The sequence below is a fragment of the Paenibacillus baimaensis genome, assembly GCF_025567575.1.
Window position 1 is genome coordinate 732,054 of the sequence record NZ_JAOQIO010000007.1, and the last position, 18,502, is coordinate 750,555.

14 protein-coding genes are annotated in these 18,502 nt (G+C 46.2%); all 14 read right to left on the bottom strand.

Annotated features, from left to right (window positions below; translation table 11 throughout):
• Window positions 1–41: 41 nt before the first annotated feature.
• Entirely contained in the window at window positions 42–1,856 is a 1,815-nt protein-coding gene (locus OB236_RS04825; RefSeq protein ID WP_262683005.1) for a hypothetical protein, read from the bottom strand.
• Window positions 1,853–3,007 (bottom strand): ABC transporter permease, encoded by a 1,155-nt coding sequence (locus OB236_RS04830; RefSeq protein ID WP_262683006.1) that lies wholly within the window; start codon window positions 3,005–3,007, stop codon window positions 1,853–1,855. Before OB236_RS04830 ends, OB236_RS04825 begins: the two co-directional genes overlap by 4 nt.
• On the bottom strand, window positions 2,988–4,193 hold the full coding sequence (locus OB236_RS04835; RefSeq protein ID WP_262683007.1) for an HlyD family secretion protein: 1,206 nt from the start codon (window positions 4,191–4,193) through the stop codon (window positions 2,988–2,990). The genes OB236_RS04830 and OB236_RS04835 overlap by 20 nt, the downstream gene beginning before the upstream one ends.
• 25 nt (window positions 4,194–4,218) lie before the next feature.
• A complete protein-coding gene (locus OB236_RS04840; protein WP_240414267.1) occupies window positions 4,219–4,812 on the bottom strand; it encodes a TetR/AcrR family transcriptional regulator in 594 nt (197 codons plus the stop codon).
• 167 nt (window positions 4,813–4,979) lie between these two features.
• The gene (locus OB236_RS39925; RefSeq protein WP_332843720.1) at window positions 4,980–5,135 is read right to left on the bottom strand and encodes a response regulator; all 156 of its coding nucleotides are present in this window, start codon (window positions 5,133–5,135) and stop codon (window positions 4,980–4,982) included.
• 5 nt (window positions 5,136–5,140) lie between these two features.
• Window positions 5,141–6,838, bottom strand: a complete 1,698-nt coding sequence (locus OB236_RS04845) for an ATP-binding response regulator (protein ID WP_262683008.1) — start codon at window positions 6,836–6,838, stop codon at window positions 5,141–5,143.
• Window positions 6,831–7,388: a heme NO-binding domain-containing protein gene (locus OB236_RS04850; RefSeq protein ID WP_262683009.1), complete on the bottom strand. Its 558-nt coding sequence runs from the start codon at window positions 7,386–7,388 to the stop codon at window positions 6,831–6,833. The genes OB236_RS04845 and OB236_RS04850 overlap by 8 nt, the downstream gene beginning before the upstream one ends.
• Entirely contained in the window at window positions 7,389–8,450 is a 1,062-nt protein-coding gene (locus OB236_RS04855) for an HD domain-containing phosphohydrolase (protein ID WP_262683010.1), read from the bottom strand.
• Complete coding sequence (locus OB236_RS04860; RefSeq protein WP_262683011.1) at window positions 8,444–10,915, bottom strand: bifunctional diguanylate cyclase/phosphodiesterase; 2,472 nt, start codon at window positions 10,913–10,915, stop codon at window positions 8,444–8,446. Before OB236_RS04860 ends, OB236_RS04855 begins: the two co-directional genes overlap by 7 nt.
• A 145-nt stretch (window positions 10,916–11,060) precedes the next feature.
• Entirely contained in the window at window positions 11,061–13,250 is a 2,190-nt protein-coding gene (locus OB236_RS04865) for an alpha-galactosidase (protein ID WP_262683012.1), read from the bottom strand.
• 159 nt (window positions 13,251–13,409) lie between these two features.
• Window positions 13,410–14,828: a dihydrolipoyl dehydrogenase gene (gene lpdA / locus OB236_RS04870; protein ID WP_262683013.1), complete on the bottom strand. Its 1,419-nt coding sequence runs from the start codon at window positions 14,826–14,828 to the stop codon at window positions 13,410–13,412.
• A gap of 3 nt (window positions 14,829–14,831) precedes the next feature.
• Window positions 14,832–16,247, bottom strand: coding sequence for a dihydrolipoamide acetyltransferase family protein (locus tag OB236_RS04875; protein WP_262683014.1), 1,416 nt, complete (start codon window positions 16,245–16,247; stop codon window positions 14,832–14,834).
• Window positions 16,248–16,334: 87 nt separating this feature from the next.
• Window positions 16,335–17,315, bottom strand: coding sequence for an alpha-ketoacid dehydrogenase subunit beta (locus OB236_RS04880; RefSeq protein WP_076231752.1), 981 nt, complete (start codon window positions 17,313–17,315; stop codon window positions 16,335–16,337).
• Between the two features lie 19 nt (window positions 17,316–17,334).
• The gene (pdhA, locus tag OB236_RS04885; RefSeq protein WP_076231750.1) at window positions 17,335–18,408 is read right to left on the bottom strand and encodes a pyruvate dehydrogenase (acetyl-transferring) E1 component subunit alpha; all 1,074 of its coding nucleotides are present in this window, start codon (window positions 18,406–18,408) and stop codon (window positions 17,335–17,337) included.
• Window positions 18,409–18,502 lie beyond the last annotated feature (94 nt).

Sequence of the window (18,502 nt, forward strand, 5' to 3'; positions counted from 1 at the left end):
TGTCCAGTTTATCTATGTGAGTGAAACAAATTGGCTTTGCATTAGCGCTCCTGCAGCACGGTCATAAGTCGTTTAACTTCACCGTTCGGGGTTGCAATTGTTTCGTAGACGTTGATACTGAGCGGATATTCCTGTTCGTCAGTGCGCAGGTTATCAAAGGTAATAAACTGCATACCGCTCACCAATCGGTTAACACCGGTAAAATTCAAGGTTTTGACCGATAACAGCTTGCCTGTTGGATCTATGAGCTCCAGCGACATTTTGGAAAAGTCTTTATCCACGATCATCTTCTCCTCACGCTCAATGTCCAGGCTAAGCTTAAGTCTGTACGTATAAGTAATCGGTGATGTAGCAGAGGGCGCGCTCGTGCGGGCCATCAGGGACCAGTCGTTGAGCTTCACTTGGAATGGATAAAAGGATAATTTCTCCGCATCCATAACATCCTGCTGCAAAGCTACAGAATAGGCACCGATAGTGTTCGTCACTGGAGCTGCTGAAGATGCCGTTGTGGAACCATTCGCATCAAGTATTTTCAATACAAATGTACGATCCTTCATATCTATCGGCATCCGATAGGAATAGCTCAATATATAAGCCGTTCCCGGCATAATATCCTGTGCGGTTGTCGTTTGTCGGCTACCGCTGTATGCAGCACCAGATTCGGTCTCCAGCTTCGTTTGAAAAACAGGCAAGGGCAGCGGTTGATCTCCGTTATTGCTTAGCTTGAATTTACCGATCACCGTATTGTAGCCTTCTCCCTCATTCTCATGCATGTGCATCTCAACCAACGAAACGGACATATGAGGGTCTATCGTATCCGACAAGCTGTCAAAAGAGAAGTCAGTGCCATACTGATAAGCCAAGCTTTGTACGGGAAGATCAGCCTGACCGCCTTGCGGCAGCGCAATATTCAATCTACCAATCGAATAACCTACTTGTGTAACTGTTCCTTTGGCATCCATCTGTCTGAAGTTTTCTGAACTTAGCACATTCAAGCTGCTTAATATCGTATCTTTGTCCGTTGAAATCTGGAAATACAGATAGCGCTTTTCTCCCGGCTCCAACGTTATCGCGCCCTGTTCGGCATTTGCCCCGTTGAATAAAGTTGTGTTTACTCCAGCAGCACCGACTCTGCCATCCATACTAAGTGACGGTAACATTTCTTTTTTCGTAGAACGATTCTCCACCAGCAGCTTTACCGTATGGATGGTGCCTTTTGAAGTGCTTTCTTTATGGATCGCTGCCGGCTTATAAATCAACGGTGAATCGATATTCGGAATTTGGAAGGATTCATCCCATGTCTTCTTGGCGGATGGGTCTTGTATGGAGGATAACGCGCCATTCCAGCTGCGTCCCGATACAGGGATGATCAACAGCTCTGTTTCCGTCTTCGGATATGTATACCAATCCACAGATAGCCACACAAGCTCCTTCAATTCGAACGTATCCTTGCGATCAACCACGGCCATGTAGCTCAGCTCTTCATTGGTCTGAGGGCGGATGGCATGAGCATTGAACACACTGGCTTGAAGCATATACTCGGAGCCATCAGCCGCTCTCACCCTCAGCTCCATATCCGGTATGCTTACCACTTTGGAAGCCGTGCTTTTCGCACGAACCACAACGGCAATTCGTTGTCCTTCCGAGGTCGTTTCGTTCAGCACACTTTTAATCTCTACCTTTAAAGTATCATTTAATAGATAGGAGCTCGGCTTGGATATTGAAATCCCTTCAGCGTCTATCGGTAGAATTGTCGCTGCTGGTTCTGCAGCTTCAGCCACAACCGGAGGAATAAAGTGAAACAAGGAAAGAGTAAAACCGACTGCGACCGCTGCTAATTTCATTTTTCTGCTCATGCTGTAATCTCCTTCATCTTGTTATTCAAACTCAGCTTACGGTTTTCTTTCATGATCATCAGACCGACACCTAAGGACAGCACACCCAGCATGAGAACAAGCACGCCGATTTCACTGGCATAATAAGTCAAACTTCCACCACGATAACCGATGCCACGGATAAATTTGAATAGCCATGTAAGAGGAAGCAGACTGCCCAGCATTTGTGCCGAGTGAGGCAGCATTATTGAGGCTACCTGAAACCCTGATAGCATAAAGGATGGATATACGATAGGATACGTTCGCAAGGTAACCTTGGCAGGGTCAGCCGCCGTCCAACCGACGAGCATTCCGATAACGGTCACTACGAGTGTATATAGAATCAACGGTAAGAGAAACGCCAGCGGACTGCCGGCAAACCGTAAGCCTCCAAGCTGCTTCAACACCCCGAATACAAGAAGCAAGCTGATGGTTGAGCTCATCGCATAAGGCAGCACTCTCAGCCATAAGCCGATCGGATGCGTGAGCTCCTCTTGTAGTTTACCCTCAAGGCGTAATCGCGGTACGATCGCGGCTGCTCCGCCAATTGTAATTCCAAGCGCCGTTACATTCACGAATCCGATAACCATGAATGCGATAAAATCGGATGTCGGATTGTACAGCAGCCTTTGCTGCATCGAAAGAGGGGCAATAATCGCACCCGCAGCTTCATCCGATACGCCCATCGCTTTCAACTTGCCCATCGAAGTTGTCGTGTTCTCTACGGTGAACAGCTCCTGAACTCCATTACGGATATTGCTAACAGCAGCAGGCATCGAATTGTCGATCAAAACCCCCACATTCACCTGCTTGCCCTGGAGTCGAAGCTGCTCCATTCCCCGAGGCAAATAAATGACTGCCATATAAGCTTCATTCGCCATCAATGTATCCGGTGTTACTGCATAGTGAAACACATCGACGACATTCATATATTGAGAAGCATTGATTTTATCTGTAAATTGTCTGCTGTACAAGCTGTTATCTTCATCTACCACAGCAATCGGAGCCTCATTGATCTGGCTGTTTTGAAACAAGTAACCAAATAGTGCCGATACGAGCAGTGGAACGATTAAAATAATAAGTACAAACTTGCCTTGCAGCACAAATTTCCATTCATCGAGCAGAGATTTCATCTATATGCACCTCCGCCGTCATCCCGGGGAGTAATTTATCGATCCGATCTACCTCAATGCGAGCCTGAAACATCGTAAGATCAGCTGTTCCTTTCTCCCGACTCATCCTTAAACCGGCAAACTGCGGAGCAGCTGTAACAAATTGAATTCGTCCAGTCAATTGATCCGGAAGTGCTGCAAAACGTACAGGAACCGTGCCTTCAGGCTGCAGCTTCGTCACCTGGCGCTCATCTACATACATATCAAAATACAATTTCCCGGTTTCCAGCACGATTAATGGAGTCCCCGATCCGACATTTTCTCCTGCTTTGGGAATAATTCTGGCCACTTTGCCATCAACAGGGGCTTTCAATACCATTCTTTCCTTTTGCACCTGCAGGGATTGTAAAAGAATGTTTTGCTGCTCCTGCTGCTTGATCAGTGCATCCAAACCTATTCGTTGATTCGTAATGTCCTGCCCCGTCAGCATATTCTGCTCCAATATCGCATTGGCTTTATCTGTCAATAACGATGCCTGCTGCTTATCCTGCTGAGAAGCACCATTAAGCATTTTGTTCAATGCCTGCTGCTGCTGGTCCCGCGCGTTTTCCAAGGTGGACAGCTGGCTGCGTGCATTTTCCAACGCATCACGATGGTCCTTGTAGGCGTATGGATTGTTATCATATGTATCTTCAATATTGAGCAATTGATTGTACAGCTTCAACGCGTGGGTATGTGCTTCGGTTGCTGCAGCTACCGCGAGCTTCTGACGTTCGATATCCTCCGATCGCGCGCCTTCAAGCACCTGCTCCTGTGAGGTCCTGGCCTGCTCCACCCCAATTTGCGCCTGCTTCAGGGCATTGCCCCGCTTATCCTGTGCGACATTCAACGCATCTTCACTTTGTTTTACCTTGATGGCTGTTACCTCTATGTCCGCCTGCGCCTTTTGCAGCTGTAAATCGATATCCGTTGGGTCAAGCGTCATCAGTACATCGCCTTTGCTTACCTTCATTTCTTCTTTTGCCGCCAAATCAATGATTTTACCACCCACGCCTTGAAACGACACATTAACCTGTTCCGCCGTCAAAAGACTCCCCTTATGTTTTGCTGCCAGAGACACTGCATCTTTTCCCTCAGCAGCGAGCAGGTATCCTCCGCCCCCTAGTGCTGCGCCCAATACCAGCAATAGTATCAAATTCCGTTTCATACGATTCCTTCTCCCCTCATGATGTCTAGTGTGCAGCCTGCAATCCCTTGAAAATAAATCGGAGCGTATGCTCGACTACTTCTTCCAACTCATCCTTGTCCTTGATATCATCCTGCACAAACACAGGATCGAAAAAAGAGTGGACACGCGAAAAAATTAACGTACCTACAATAAAATTCAGCGTATGCCTCAATGATTCATACTCAAATTGTCCCTGCTCTTTCCCCGATATCAATATTTCTCTCAAAGGCATCCATAAGGCAAACACACATTTCTGCAGCTTTTCCGCTCTCGGACTTTGCATCATAATTTCCTGCTGTAATATGTTGATCAGCTCCGGCTCCTCCCTACGAAATCGTACGAATTCTGTAATGAACCTCCGTAAATCCTGTTCAGGATCAGACAATACGAAAGGCTCCTGCAAAAATTGCGGCGCAAATGTATCATACAAAGCCAACAATACGTTCTCCTTGCCACCAAAATGATACGATACCAACGCCAATGCAACACCTGCTTGATCACATATTTGACGAACCGTTGTCCCCTCAAAGCCTTTTTGAGCAAACAGCACCTTCGCTCCATCCAAAATTTTCAGTTTTACATCCTTGCTATCCTGCATCATTTCAGCCTCCTTTGATCTATCAAATATCATTGTTTATGAGTTGAACGTTTGTTTTGAACAATTGTTTTGAACGTTTGTTCAAATTGCTTATAATTGGATAATACACCCGTTGATGCCCCTTGTCAATCTATAAATCAGCATAAAAAAGAAGCACTCCATAGCTTTCATGGTAGGTGCTTCTGCTTGGTCAATGCCGCGGATATCATCTCTAGCAATCGGTTCAGGTCAATCGGCTTCGTGTCAAAATCATCACAGCCAGCTGCGTATGCCTTTTCCTGATCTGATATCATCGCATGGGCAGTTAAAGCAATGACTGGTATATCTCTTAGCTTGGATCCTGTGGGGGTCCGGGAATCAGTCCGCGAATCTCTGCCATTAGTGAATCCCTATCGAACGTTCCTTTTTGCAAAATATCCTTCACATAACCATTCAGCTTCAAACGGTCCTCTGCAGTAACTGCTTTCGCAGTTACTACAACAATGGGAATGTGACACCACTTCTCGTGCTCACGCAGCTCAGAGAGAAATTGAAAACCGTCCATATCCGGCATCATCAGGTCCAAGAGAATCAAATCCGGGATTTTGTGCTCCATGCCATTTAACGCAGTCCGTCCGTTATTAGCCTGGCTTACGTCATAGCCTTCTTTGGTTAACATTTTGGTCATCATTTCACTTGAAACCACATCGTCTTCAATGACCAATACGGAGTGATCCTGATGATTCGAAACAAATTTGTCCAATACCTTGATCATCTGCTCCCGATTCACCGGCTTGTTCAAAAACTCGGATGCACCCAATGAATAGGCCAAATGCTTGTCATTCGTTAATGAGAGGATAATAACAGGTATATTTTGCAAATCAGGATCATTCTTGAGTAAGGAAAGTACAGTCCATCCGTCCATACTTGGCATCAAAATATCCAGACAGATTACCTTCGGACGGATTTTTCTCGCAAGACTCAAACCTTCCTGCCCACTTTCAGCAAACGCTAATGTCCAGCCTTCCTTGGCCAAATAGCGCCGCATCAGCTGCTGGTTGGCAGGCTCATCGTCAATGAGAAGGATGCTCGCTTGCTCAAGCTCCATTGGCAGCTTATTCAGGAATGCCGGTGATACAGAATCAGCCTGCGCAGAAGCCTGGAGGGGAAGCCAGCAAGTGAAGGCACTTCCCTGACCGAGCTCACTGCGAACGGAAATCGTTCCTCCCATTAATTCGCAGAACCGTTGGCTGATCGCTAAACCGAGTCCAGTCCCACCATATTTACGGGTTGTCGACGAATCCGCTTGTGTGAATGGTTGAAACAGCTTGTCTATCTGTTCAGGTGTCATACCGATTCCCGTATCTCTGACGCTAAAAGAGCAGCCTGGACGATCATCACGGGTTTCATAGCTAACCTCGATATACACAGTGCCTTCTTTAGTAAACTTGGCAGCATTACTTAATAAATTAAATAAAATTTGTCTCAGCTTCGTTACATCACTTATAATCTCGCCTTCAACATTATGAATCTCCACACGATTTCCATTCGCTTCCACCAGTGGCTTCACCGTAGTCATAACATCATGAATCAAGCTTGTCAGATCACAGGACTCAAAGTACATATCCATCTTACCAGCTTCAATTTTCGAAATATCGAGTATATCATTAATCAGCTCAAGCAGATGTTTGCCCGACTTGTTGATTCTCCCCAGATCCTCCACGAAGACCAATTCGCCGATTTCCTCCGCTTCTTCCATCAGCATTTCACTATAACCGATTATCGCATTGAGAGGTGTCCTCAGCTCATGGCTCATGTTTGCAAGAAATTGACTCTTGATCATATTCGCTTGAATAGCTTCATCATGGGCTCTTCCCAGCTCCGCTGTGCGCTCGGCCACGAGGTCTTCCAGATTGTCATTCAACCGTCGCAGCTCCTGATTGATGTAATAAATTTCACGAGTTTTTTGCTCCGTTATTTTTTCGGCTTCCTTACGGGCGGCTTTTTCTCGTTCGAGCTGTCTGCGAAGCATCGCAATTTCATCCATGATATCCTCCCCGCTTTGTTAGAGTAAATCGGGCAGTATTCACTGGGCCATTTGATAAATCCTCCCGTTGGATGTCCACAGCTTCCCCATAATGCTGGATGGAACCAAGAATTAAACCCTCAGCAAGATCAGCGAAGGGACGAGATGAACGATAGATCATCACCAATACGTCGGGACCGCTAGTTTCATATTCGAACCCGGGCAGCTCGGCATCCGGATACAGCTTCAACACCTCAACATGAATATAGCTGTCAATCTTTAACAAGAACTCGAACAAGGTCCGGTTCGTATCTACAAATTGCGGATACATTTCAACCAATTGAACGAACAAATATTCACCAAATACTTTAACCAAATCAGCAACAGGTATGCCCGATTGCTCGCTGAGCATAACAACAAGCTGAATCATTTCGCTGTGATCATATGTACCTAAAGTTGTATAGCTTCCTCCGGAAGGCAATTGAGCATTGGTGATGATCGTATCGAGAATTTTCAAAGAAAACTTTTGCTCTACCATTTCGATAAATACCGTGAACACAATCCCCTTCATTTATACAACCTCCTCGTTACAAAAGTTAACAGCGCTATCATGAAATAAGTCAATGAATACATCCACAATCTGTGGGTCAAAATGTTTCCCGCGCTGATTTTCCACTTCAGTGATCGCTTCCTGAGGCGTCCACGTTTTTTTGTAAGGACGTTCATGCGTCAATGCATCATAGAAATCAGCAAGCGCGACAATTCGTGCTTCTATTGGAATAGTCTCACCGCTTAATCCTTGTGGATAACCTGTCCCGTCCCATTTTTCATGATGAGAGCCGGCAATAATTTCTGCCATTTTCAAAACCGCAAAGTAGCTTCCTTCCAAAATACTGGCGCCGATGGTCGTATGCAGCTTCATCCGTTCGAACTCCTCAGGCTCAAAGCGACCCGGCTTTAACAGCAGTTCATCGGGAATACCGATTTTACCGATATCATGAAGCGGCGCTGCCATTCGGATCATCTCCACCTGCCGAGCAGGAAGTCCCAATCGATCAGCAATCAAGCCCGACAGCCGCCCAACTCGTTGTGTATGCTGACCGGTCATATCGTCACGATACTCTGAAGCGCGACCAAGCAATTGCAAAATTTCTGCTTTCGCTTGCCGCAGCTCTTTCATTCGCTCTTGTACGCGTTCCTCAAGCAGCTCATTTTGCTGCTGAAGCTGCAGATGGAGATATCTCGTTCTTAACAAATTATGAATGCGAAGAACAACCTCGGTTCGATCAAACGGCTTTGTCAGAAAATCGTTAGCGCCTGCTTGCAGTGCCATTTTTTTGGCTTCTGGCGTTATATCAGCCGTAAGCACAAGAACCGGTAAATAGCTGTCTTTATTGGTATGTTCACGGATCAAGCGCAGTACCTCGAACCCATCCATTTCCGGCATGTGCAAGTCAAGCAGCACAATATCCGGGTCCAGCTGTTCAATTAAAGGCATAGTCTGACGAGGGTTCGTGCTGCTGTTCAGGTTCTTGTATCCTGCGCGGTCCAGAATCCGTTCCAGGAGACTCAGATTATATTCCTGGTCATCAACAATCAATATTTTTGCCAGCTTAAGGCTTTCCTCTACCATACTTTCGCTCCATTCGGTTGTTCACTAGCCTGTAGACTCTGTATCCTCATGGGTACAAAAAAGGCTTGCTCTACATCACCAGCAGATAAGGGTTTACTGTAATAAAAGCCTTGTATTTCCTGACACTCATTATCCAGCAATATATCAAGCTGATCCTTAGTCTCAATCCCTTCTGCAATGACTTCCATATTCAAATGCTTCGCCATCGATATGATTGTTGCGACAATCGCTCTGTCGTTGTCATCGCTGGTTATATCGGTAATAAAAGAACGATCGATTTTGAGCTTATGAATCGGATATAGCTTTAAATAACTTAACGAGCTGTAGCCTGTCCCAAAATCATCGAGGCTGATCCGAATGCCGCTATCACTTAATTCATTCAAAATCTCCGAAGATATCGAAGCATCCATCATCATGCTTTCCGTAATTTCCAGCTCCAGAAATTGGGGCTCAAGGCGTGTTTCTTCGAGAATTTTCTTAATCTGAGTCACCAGATTTGTCTGATGGAACTGCTGAGAGGACAAGTTAACAGAAACAGGAATCAATGGCCCTCCAGCATCATGCCAGGCCCGCATTTGTGCACAAGCCTCACGTAGCACCCATGTTCCGAGTTCATAGATCATTCCTGTCTCCTCGGCTATGGAGATAAACATTCCTGGCGGCAGCATACCTTTGGTTGGATGCATCCATCGTACCAAGGCTTCAACGCCAATCATACAATTATCACTCGGGCGAATTTGCGGCTGGTAATAAAGTAGAAACTCATTACGCTCGATAGCTTTTCGCAAATCACTTTCCAGCTCTATTTTTTCCTGAAGCTCGTAATCCAGCTTGCTTGTGAACAGGAGATAGCCGTTTTTTCCGTTTTTCTTGACCTCGTACATCGCCGTATCTGCATGTTTGAGCAGCTGCACATCATCGGCTCCATGCTGAGGATAAATAGCAATCCCGATACTGGCTGTAATGTAGAAATCATTGTCCTTAAGTCGGTATGGCAGCTGTACAGCCTCGATAATTCGTTCTGCAATTTCAACTGCTTTACTTTCATCATAACTGTTGTCGCATACGAGAGTAAATTCATCACCGCCGATTCGAGCCAGCGTCACTTTATAGTTTTCTACGCTTGTCCGAATGCGCTCACACATTTCTTGCAGAAAAATATCTCCGTAGGTATGTCCCAACGAATCATTAATGATCTTGAATCGATCAATATCCAGCACCATAACCGCAAAAGTCAAGTCCGTTCCCTGGGCTGCCTCGATGGCTTCCGTAAGCACTTGATTAAACCTTCTCCGGTTTGGTAGTCCTGTCAGCTCATCATGATAAGCAAGATGCTGTGCCATTTCCTTCGACTGTTTCTCTTCTGTAATGTCCTTGGCGATAATATGATTGCCGACAAGTCTCCCCTTAATCTCTACAGGCACGTTTATAATACTCAAATCGAACCGTTTTCCATTAGCTATTAATGCGGTCTCATAGCTTTGCGGATGCTTCTTGAACGATTCGTAATAAAATTTTTTTGTATTTTCTCGTTCCTCTTCCGTTATTTGCAACCCGATATGGGAAATATGTTTATTAATGAAGTCTGCTTCCTCTAGCCCTGTTATTTGGGTCACAGCACGGTTAAAGCCCATAATATTACCATGAATATCGACCGATACAATGCCATTAGAGTTATTCTCATACAGGGAATGGTACCATCTTTCGTGTTCCAAAATCGTTGAATCTTTATGAGATAATCGTTTATTTATGTAAATACCGAACAATGTGAATCCAATGGTAATCAGTGTCCCTGCTGCAATGATATAAGCCAGGATCCCCTGTTCGATCTGCATGCCAGATGCAATCACAGTCTTTTCCCCATGATAGAACTCAGCCGCTGCCATTCCGATATAATGCATGCCAGCTATTGCCGCTCCCATCACGAGTCCGCTTATCAACTTATAAAAAACGATATAGCGGGACTGGTTCTCGCGAAAATAAAATAGCAGCCAAAGTGCCGCGCTAGAGGCTACGGCAGCTACCAGTATAGAAATACCAACCAACCAGAAATTGTATGTAATATCAACCATCATTGCAGCCATCCCGATATAATGCATGCCACAAATACCTGCAGCCATACAAACACCGGCAGTGACCAATTGACGGACTCTCTGTTCATTATTACTAACGATGTACAAGGCAATATACGAAGCTGCTATAGCCAGGACAACGGATAACACCACAAGCTCGATATGGTAGGTAACCTCCATCTGTAAAGAAAATGCCAGCATTCCGACAAAATGCATAGACCAGATACCCAATCCCATTAAACTGGCTCCACAAATTAGCCAGAGAGCCCGTGCTTTTCCCTTAGTGAAACTAATAGTTCCAGCCAAATCCAATGCAGAATAAGAGGCTGCTCCTGCTATTATATAAGAAATAATAACGATAAGCGGGTTGTAAGTACCATGAAGATGTTCCATTCTGTTCCCCTTTCAAAAAAAGCACATACTAAAATCCATTATACACGATGAATCTAAAAAATTTCTGAAAATTTAACTTAAATTTTAGAAAAAAAAGACTGCTCCATAGTCTCATAGACTCTTGGAACAGCCTTGCAATTTGTATTTATACTCTTTTCAGACGTACAAGGAAACTTTGGTAATCCCCCTGCAGTGCTGGCAAGACAAAACCTCCATACATCAGTTCATCGCCACCATATACTTCATCGGTCCCCAACCAGATATATTGGGAGTCTGCATCAAGACCTTTAAGCTTGATGCGCTCTGTCGGCTCATTAGGCTCACATAAAATTTGGAAATAGCATACCAAGCAATCCTGCCCATCCGTGGATACAAACATCCAGGCAGCAGTATTCCCTTCAAAGGGGCTTAGCAGCCGATAAAAAGAACCAAATTGAACGAATTGACGCAGTTCTTTATACATGGCTACCTGATGCTTCGCAAGCTCTCGTTCATCAGACGTAAATTTCGTTAGATCCAGTTCATAGCCAAAATTTCCTGACATCGCGACATCCCCCCGCATTTGCAGTGAGGTGTTGCGATGCACCTGATGGTTAGGAATTGCTGACACATGGGCTCCCATCGAGCTGATCGGATAGACGATACTCGTCCCATACTGGATTTTCAAGCGGGTCACCGCATCGGTATTGTCACTTGTCCAGGTTTGGGGCATATAATGCAAAATTCCTGGATCGAATCGTCCTCCGCCACCGGAGCAGCTCTCGAACAAAATATGAGGGAAAGCGGATGTAATACGCTCCATCACTGAATATAGACCAAGCATGTAGCGGTGAGCCGTTTCTCTTTGGCGCTCGGGAGGTAATGAAGCTGAGCCGATTTCGGTCATAGATCGGTTCATATCCCATTTGACATAAGTGATTGGGGCACTGTTAAGTACTCCCGACACTGTATTCACGATATAATCACAAACCTCGGAACGCGATAAATCGAGAATCAGCTGATTTCTACCCTCGGACCTCGTTCGATTCGGTACATGCAAGCACCAGTCTGGATGCGCCCGATACAGCTCACTTTCGACAGAAACCATTTCAGGCTCGAACCATAAACCGAACTGCATGTCCAGCTTGGTGATCCGCTCAGCCAGGTTCCCTAATCCTTCGGGGAGCTTCTCCAGATTAACAAACCAATCGCCTAAAGAGGTTTTATCATCGTTGCGCTTTCCGAACCAACCGTCATCGAGCACAAACAGCTCAATCCCGAGCTCTTTGCCGGCTTTTGCGATTTGCTCGATCTGATCCGCCGTAAAGTCAAAATACGTCGCTTCCCAGTTATTGATCAATACAGGTCGTGACTGGTCACGGAAATTTCCCCTGCACAGTCGCGTGCGATATAACTCATGATACGTCTGTGACATCCCGCCAAGCCCGTTTGCAGAGTGAACCATCACCACTTCCGGCGCTTGAAAAGACTGCCCGGGCTCCAGCAACCAGCTGAAATCAAATGGATTAATACCCATGCCTACACGTGTCGTATTAAATTGGTCTACTTCCACGGAGGCGAGAAAACTACCGCTGTACACAAGGCTGAATCCATACACGTCACCATGATCCTCTGTGGAGCCCTTCGCCAGCAAAGCAATGAATGGGTTCTGCTGATGACTGCTGCCACCGCGGCGGCTTTCAATGGATTGAGTGCCAGGGACGAGCGCTCTCTTCTCTACATACCGCTCTCGTGCCCAAGCTCCTGATAGCTGCAGCAGGTCATAGCCGCTATCGGCCATATCGATACTCATGCTGAGCACACGCAGCACCTTGAGCGTTTGTAGTCCTTCGTTGATCAAACGAACTGAACGCGTAAGCACATTATGATTTTCATAAACTGTATAAGTTAATACCGCCTTGAGCCCAGTCAACCCATCTATCAAAGTGATCTCAAGTGTCTGTGCTTCAGCTGCATGCTCAATATAGGTAGATGGAAGTCCGTCCAGAGTTGGCTTACCAGCTATAATACGGTGTGATTCGTACTTGAAATCCGTTATTGTGGAGCCATTCTCCAGCTGAATCTGAATCGCAGGTTGACGGTAATCAGAATTCCCATAGGCCGGGTACTCCTGCGGCAGCCAGTCAAGCGAATAATCTCGATCAGCAGGATCCGGATTTGGAGAAAAGGACCGGTCTCTCCCGAGTTGAAGCCAATGTGAAGCTTTTAGATGATTTATTTTCCGGCCCCAATACAAGTGGACCAAGTAACCTGATTCCAATACTTGAAGGCCATAGCTCGTATCAGCAGCCTGAAGATGAAACAACTGCTGCTCTGCGTCAAATTGAATCCCCATGTGAACACACACCTTTTTATAAAAAATGATCTACAAGGAGTATCCTACAATGTTCGATCGCATCTGTTAATGGATAATTGCAATGTCGTATGGACAAATGTAGGATTATCAACAAAAAAAGCCCGGAGCAGCGAGGCCCCAGGCTTGTGTACATCGATCTTATTTTTTACCCAATACATGAATCGGGTGTCCCAATAATACTTCAGCTGCATCCATCGTAATTTCACCCAATGAAGGATGTGCATGAATCGTAAGCGCGATATCCTCAACAGTAGCACCCAATTCGATGGCCAAAGCCAATTCGGCAATCATGTTAGAGGCTTGCTTACCGACAACCTGTCCGCCCAAGAGCAGACCTGAATCCTTGTCACCGATCAGCTTTACAAAACCGTCAGAGGTATTCATCGTCAATGCACGGCCATTTACACCAAATGGGAACTTGCCCACAGTTGTATTTTTGCCTTGTGCCTTGGCTTCTGTTTCACTCAAGCCTACACTTGCAATTTCTGGATCAGAGAATACTACAGCTGGAATACATTTATAATCAATTACACTTGGTTGTCCAGCAATTACTTCAGCCGCCACCTTACCTTCGTAAGAAGCCTTATGCGCCAAAGCAGGACCTGCGACAATATCACCAATTGCATAAATATGCGGAACATTAGTTTGGCATTTTTCATTGATTTTGATCAAACCACGTTCACCCACTTCAACGCCTGCCAATTCAAGCGACAGATCGCCATCGGTGTTCGGGCGACGTCCAACTGTTACCAGCACGTATTGTGCAGTAACCTTTTTCTCCTCGCCTTTGACTGTGAAGGTAACGGTAACGTCTTTATCCGTTTGCTCGCAGCCTTGAGCCAAAGCTTCTGTGAATACCTCAACATTGCCTTTTTTCAAGCCACGGCCAACCAGATTGGATAGTTCCTTTTCAAAGCCTGGCAATATGGAGTCAGAGCCTTCCAGAACTGTAACCTTTGTACCCAGTCTCGAATAGGTTTGTCCAAGCTCGATACCGATGTAGCCGCCGCCGATGACGATCATGCTTTCCGGAACCTCTTTCAGATCAAGCACTTCGGTGGAGGAAAGGATACGACCGCCATAAGGGAATGCCTTTAATTCAATAGGGCGCGAGCCTGTTGCAATGATGCAATCGCTGAAGCGGAAACGAGCTGTTTCATTATCATTGAAGCAGCGAGCTTCATTTTCATTAATGAACAAGGCTTCGCCATTGAATACCTGAATATTGTTACCTTTGAGCAGTTGGCCTACGCCACCTGTCATCTTTTTCACAATACCGGATTTCCATTCCTGTACCTTTGTAAAATCAATCTTGACGCCTTCGGAAACAATTCCGATAGATGAGTTATGGCTTGCTGCCTCGAACTCTTCTGCAGCATGAATTAAAGCTTTGGATGGAATGCAGCCACGGTTTAAGCATACACCTCCGACTTCCGACTTATCTACGATCAGAACACTTTTACCCAGTTGAGCGGCACGAATAGCAGCCACATACCCACCGGGACCTGCACCGATGACCAACACGTCGATTTCTACAGATGCATCGCCAACTACCATTTGTTACACCTCCATGATTAATAGCTCAGGATCAGCCAGCAATTGCTTGATATAGTTCAAAAAGTTTTGAGCGGTTGCACCATCGATAATCCGATGATCGAAGCTTAAGGAAAGAGCCATTACCGGAGCGATGACGATCTCACCATTCTTCACAACCGGCTTCTCTGTAATACGTCCAGTACCCAGGATTGCCACTTCAGGGAAATTGATAACAGGTGTGAAGAACATGCCGCCAGCCGAACCAATATTCGTGATCGACAGCGTGCCGCCTTTCATTTCCGCTGCTGACAACTTGCCATCACGACCGCGTGCTGCCAAATCCTTGATAGCTTCAGCGATTGTCCAAATATTTTTACGATCCGCATCCTGAATAACAGGCACGATCAAGCCATTATCCGTATCGGTTGCGATACCAATGTTATAGTACTTTTTGTAGACAATTTCGTTCTTTTCTTCGTCGATCATCGCGTTCAAAGCCGGGAATTGACGCGCCGCTGCAACCAGAACCTTTACAATGAAAGGGAGGTAAGTCAGCTTAACGCCTTTTTTCTCAGCAATTGGTTTGGACTTCGCACGAAGGGCAACCAGTTGAGTTACGTCTACTTCATCCATCAAGGTTACATGTGGAGCTGTATAAACGGATTTAACCATCGCGTTCGAGATCGCTTTGCGAATACCTTTGAATGGAACGCGTTCTTCGATGCGTTCACCGCTAACTGCTGCCGCTGCGCTTGAAGCGACTGCCGGCTTGCTCGGCGCTGCTGCTGCGTTCGAAGTTGCTTCCGCACCATCCGCTGGAGCTTCGCTTCCAGCGGATGGTGCTGCCGCGGCTGTGCCTCCGCCTGCGGCAAATGCGAGAACATCTTCCTTGGTCACGCGGCCGTTAGGGCCGCTTGCTGTGACCAGCCCGATGTTCAAGCCTTTCTCGCGAGCGAGCTTGCGCACGCTTGGCGTAGCCAGTGCTTTACCGCCGGCTGCTGCATCGGCTTGAGCTGCGCCTTCAGCCGGTGCTCCGCCTGCCAGCGGCGTATCCAGCTTCGAGTTCGCGACATTAGCCGCGACCGCTCCGCCAACTGCACACTCGGCAGCTTGATCATCGCTCTTCGCTGCTGGAGCAGCCTCAGCTGGAGCTGCCGGAGCCGCACTCTCACCGTGACCTGCTTGCTGTGGAACCTCTCCAGAAACCTCGATCGTAGCGATCAGATCGCCAATCGTACAAACTGTGCCTTCGGCAACTTTGATTTCGACGATCTTGCCTTCAACAGGAGAAGGTACTTCTACTGTTGATTTATCGTTTTGGACTTCCATAATGATGGTCTCATCGTTGACGACATCGCCTGGCTTTACAAGCCATTTGACGATTTCACCTTCGTGAATGCCTTCACCAAGCTCCGGGAATTTATATTCAAATACCGCCATATTGTAACCTCCTAAAAGTTTTCGTAGAAAACTTACTTCGTAAGCATTCCCTATAGAGTTTTGCGTAGCAAAACTTACTTCGTAATCCTAAAAATCCAATACTTTGTTCAGTCCAGCAATAATACGGGCCGGATTAGGAAGCCATTGGTCTTCAACCTGTGAGAATGCATATACGGTATCCGGAGGTGTTACACGAAGTACAGGAGCCTCAAGGTGCAGAATCGCTTTTTCGTTAATTTGTGCAATTACTTCAGCAGCAATACCGGACGATTTTTGTGCTTCCTGTACAACGATAGCGCGGTTCGTTTTCTTGATCGATTCCACGATTGTATCGATATCAAGCGGCATCAAAGTACGAAGATCAATGACTTCTACCTTGGTTCCACGAGTTTTTTCGATTTCTTCAGCTGCCTTCAAAGAAGTATGCACCATAGCGCCGTAGGTAATAATGGTAACATCAGAACCTTCGCGAACTACTTTGGCTTTACCAATTTCCACTGTGTAATCGCCTTCCGGCACTTCAGCACGGAAAGAACGGTACAAGTTCAGATGCTCCATGAAAAACACAGGATCATTGTCGCGGATAGCCGCAATCAGCAGGCCCTTGGCATCATAAGGATTGGAAGGAACCACTACTTTAATTCCCGGTGTTTGAGTTAACAAACCTTCCAGCGGATCTGTGTGCAGCTCAGCTGCTTTAACGCCGCCACCAAAAGGAGTACGGAATGTAATTGGCGCATTGTAACGACCGCCTGAGCGATAACGCATCCGTGCTGCCTGAACACAAATCTGGTCTAATGCTTCATAAATAAAACCGACAAATTGGATTTCAGCAACCGGGCGAAATCCTTGAATCCCCATACCCACTGCCAAACCACCGATTGCGGATTCAGCCAAAGGCGTATCGAATACACGTTCCTCGCCAAATTCAGCCTGTAGACCTTCCGTTGCACGGAATACACCGCCGACTTTACCAACATCTTCACCGAATATGACTACGTTCGGATCGCGTTCCAACTCAACACGCATTGCATCCTTGATCGCTTGAATCATTGTCATTTGTGCCATGGCTTACTCTTCCTCCCTTTTACTTTGAATAATCTGCTTTTTGCTCTTCCAGATGGGACGGTGTTACTTCAAACATGCTATCGATCAAGCCGGGAATCGTCATTTTCTCCACAGCTTCTGCTTTTTTAATGGCGTCAGCAACTGCTTGCTTCGCTTCTTCTACAACCTTGGCTTCTTCGTCTTCCGACCACAAGCCCTTGGCTGTAACGTATAAACGGAAACGGTTCAAAGGATCTTTGGTTTGTTCCCACTCCGTGCTTTCTTCTTTTGTACGGTACTTGGACGGATCGTCACCGGACATGGAATGCGGCAAGAAACGGTATGTGATCGCTTCGATCAATGTCGCGCCTTCTCCATTGCGTCCACGCTCAGCAGCATCCTGAACGGCTTTAACTACAGCCAGAACATCCATACCATCTACCTGCACGCCTACAATACCCGCTGCTACTGCTTTATGAGCAACAGATGCTGCTGCGGTTTGCTTGGAGAATGGAGTCGTGATGGCATAGCCGTTATTTTGCACAACAAAAATCGCAGGAAGTTTAAATGCACCTGCAAAGTTCATACCTTCATAGAAATCGCCTTCGGACGAACCGCCGTCACCTGTATAGGTAATGGATACACGTTTTTCTCCGCGTTTTTTGAATGCCATGGCAACGCCCATTGCATGAAGAATTTGTGCACCGATAATGATTTGCGGCATAAGTACATGTACATTTTCCGGAATTTGTCCGCCGTGCTGATGACCGCGGGAATATAGGAATGCCTGATACATCGGAAGACCATGCCATACGATTTGCGGCATATCGCGATAACCCGGACATACAAAATCATCTGAATTTAAAGCAAATTCGCTACCGATCATTGTTGCTTCCTGACCCGATACTGGAGCGTAGAAGCCAAGACGGCCTTGACGGGTTAAGTTAACTGCCCGTTGATCCCAAGTACGCGTAAATACCATACGTCTCATTAATTCTTTTAACTGCTCGTCACTCAATTTCGGCATTTCTTGCTCATTTACGACAGTGCCGTCAGGCGCTAGAACGGATAAAGGCTGTACCTCGGTTACAGCTACTTCATACGGCTTACTCATGTACATTCACCTCAATAGTAGGATTTCAATGCCATTAAAGCTGGAATTCTGTTATAGTAGTATTATAAACCTGTTTTCACTCAGAACACAACTA

What these genes read in the sequence shown, in the direction of transcription:
- OB236_RS04825 (WP_262683005.1), bottom strand. Translation starts at nt 1,856, where the DNA reads ATGAGCAGAAAAATGAAATTAGCAGCGGTCGCAGTCGGTTTTACTCTT.
- OB236_RS04830 (WP_262683006.1), bottom strand. Translation starts at nt 3,007, where the DNA reads ATGAAATCTCTGCTCGATGAATGGAAATTTGTGCTGCAAGGCAAGTTT.
- OB236_RS04835 (WP_262683007.1), bottom strand. Translation starts at nt 4,193, where the DNA reads ATGAAACGGAATTTGATACTATTGCTGGTATTGGGCGCAGCACTAGGG.
- OB236_RS04840 (WP_240414267.1), bottom strand. Translation starts at nt 4,812, where the DNA reads ATGCAGGATAGCAAGGATGTAAAACTGAAAATTTTGGATGGAGCGAAG.
- OB236_RS04845 (WP_262683008.1), bottom strand. Translation starts at nt 6,838, where the DNA reads ATGGATGAAATTGCGATGCTTCGCAGACAGCTCGAACGAGAAAAAGCC.
- OB236_RS04850 (WP_262683009.1), bottom strand. Translation starts at nt 7,388, where the DNA reads ATGAAGGGGATTGTGTTCACGGTATTTATCGAAATGGTAGAGCAAAAG.
- OB236_RS04855 (WP_262683010.1), bottom strand. Translation starts at nt 8,450, where the DNA reads ATGGTAGAGGAAAGCCTTAAGCTGGCAAAAATATTGATTGTTGATGAC.
- OB236_RS04860 (WP_262683011.1), bottom strand. Translation starts at nt 10,915, where the DNA reads ATGGAACATCTTCATGGTACTTACAACCCGCTTATCGTTATTATTTCT.
- OB236_RS04865 (WP_262683012.1), bottom strand. Translation starts at nt 13,250, where the DNA reads ATGGGGATTCAATTTGACGCAGAGCAGCAGTTGTTTCATCTTCAGGCT.
- lpdA (WP_262683013.1), bottom strand. Translation starts at nt 14,828, where the DNA reads ATGGTAGTTGGCGATGCATCTGTAGAAATCGACGTGTTGGTCATCGGT.
- OB236_RS04875 (WP_262683014.1), bottom strand. Translation starts at nt 16,247, where the DNA reads ATGGCGGTATTTGAATATAAATTCCCGGAGCTTGGTGAAGGCATTCAC.
- OB236_RS04880 (WP_076231752.1), bottom strand. Translation starts at nt 17,315, where the DNA reads ATGGCACAAATGACAATGATTCAAGCGATCAAGGATGCAATGCGTGTT.
- pdhA (WP_076231750.1), bottom strand. Translation starts at nt 18,408, where the DNA reads ATGAGTAAGCCGTATGAAGTAGCTGTAACCGAGGTACAGCCTTTATCC.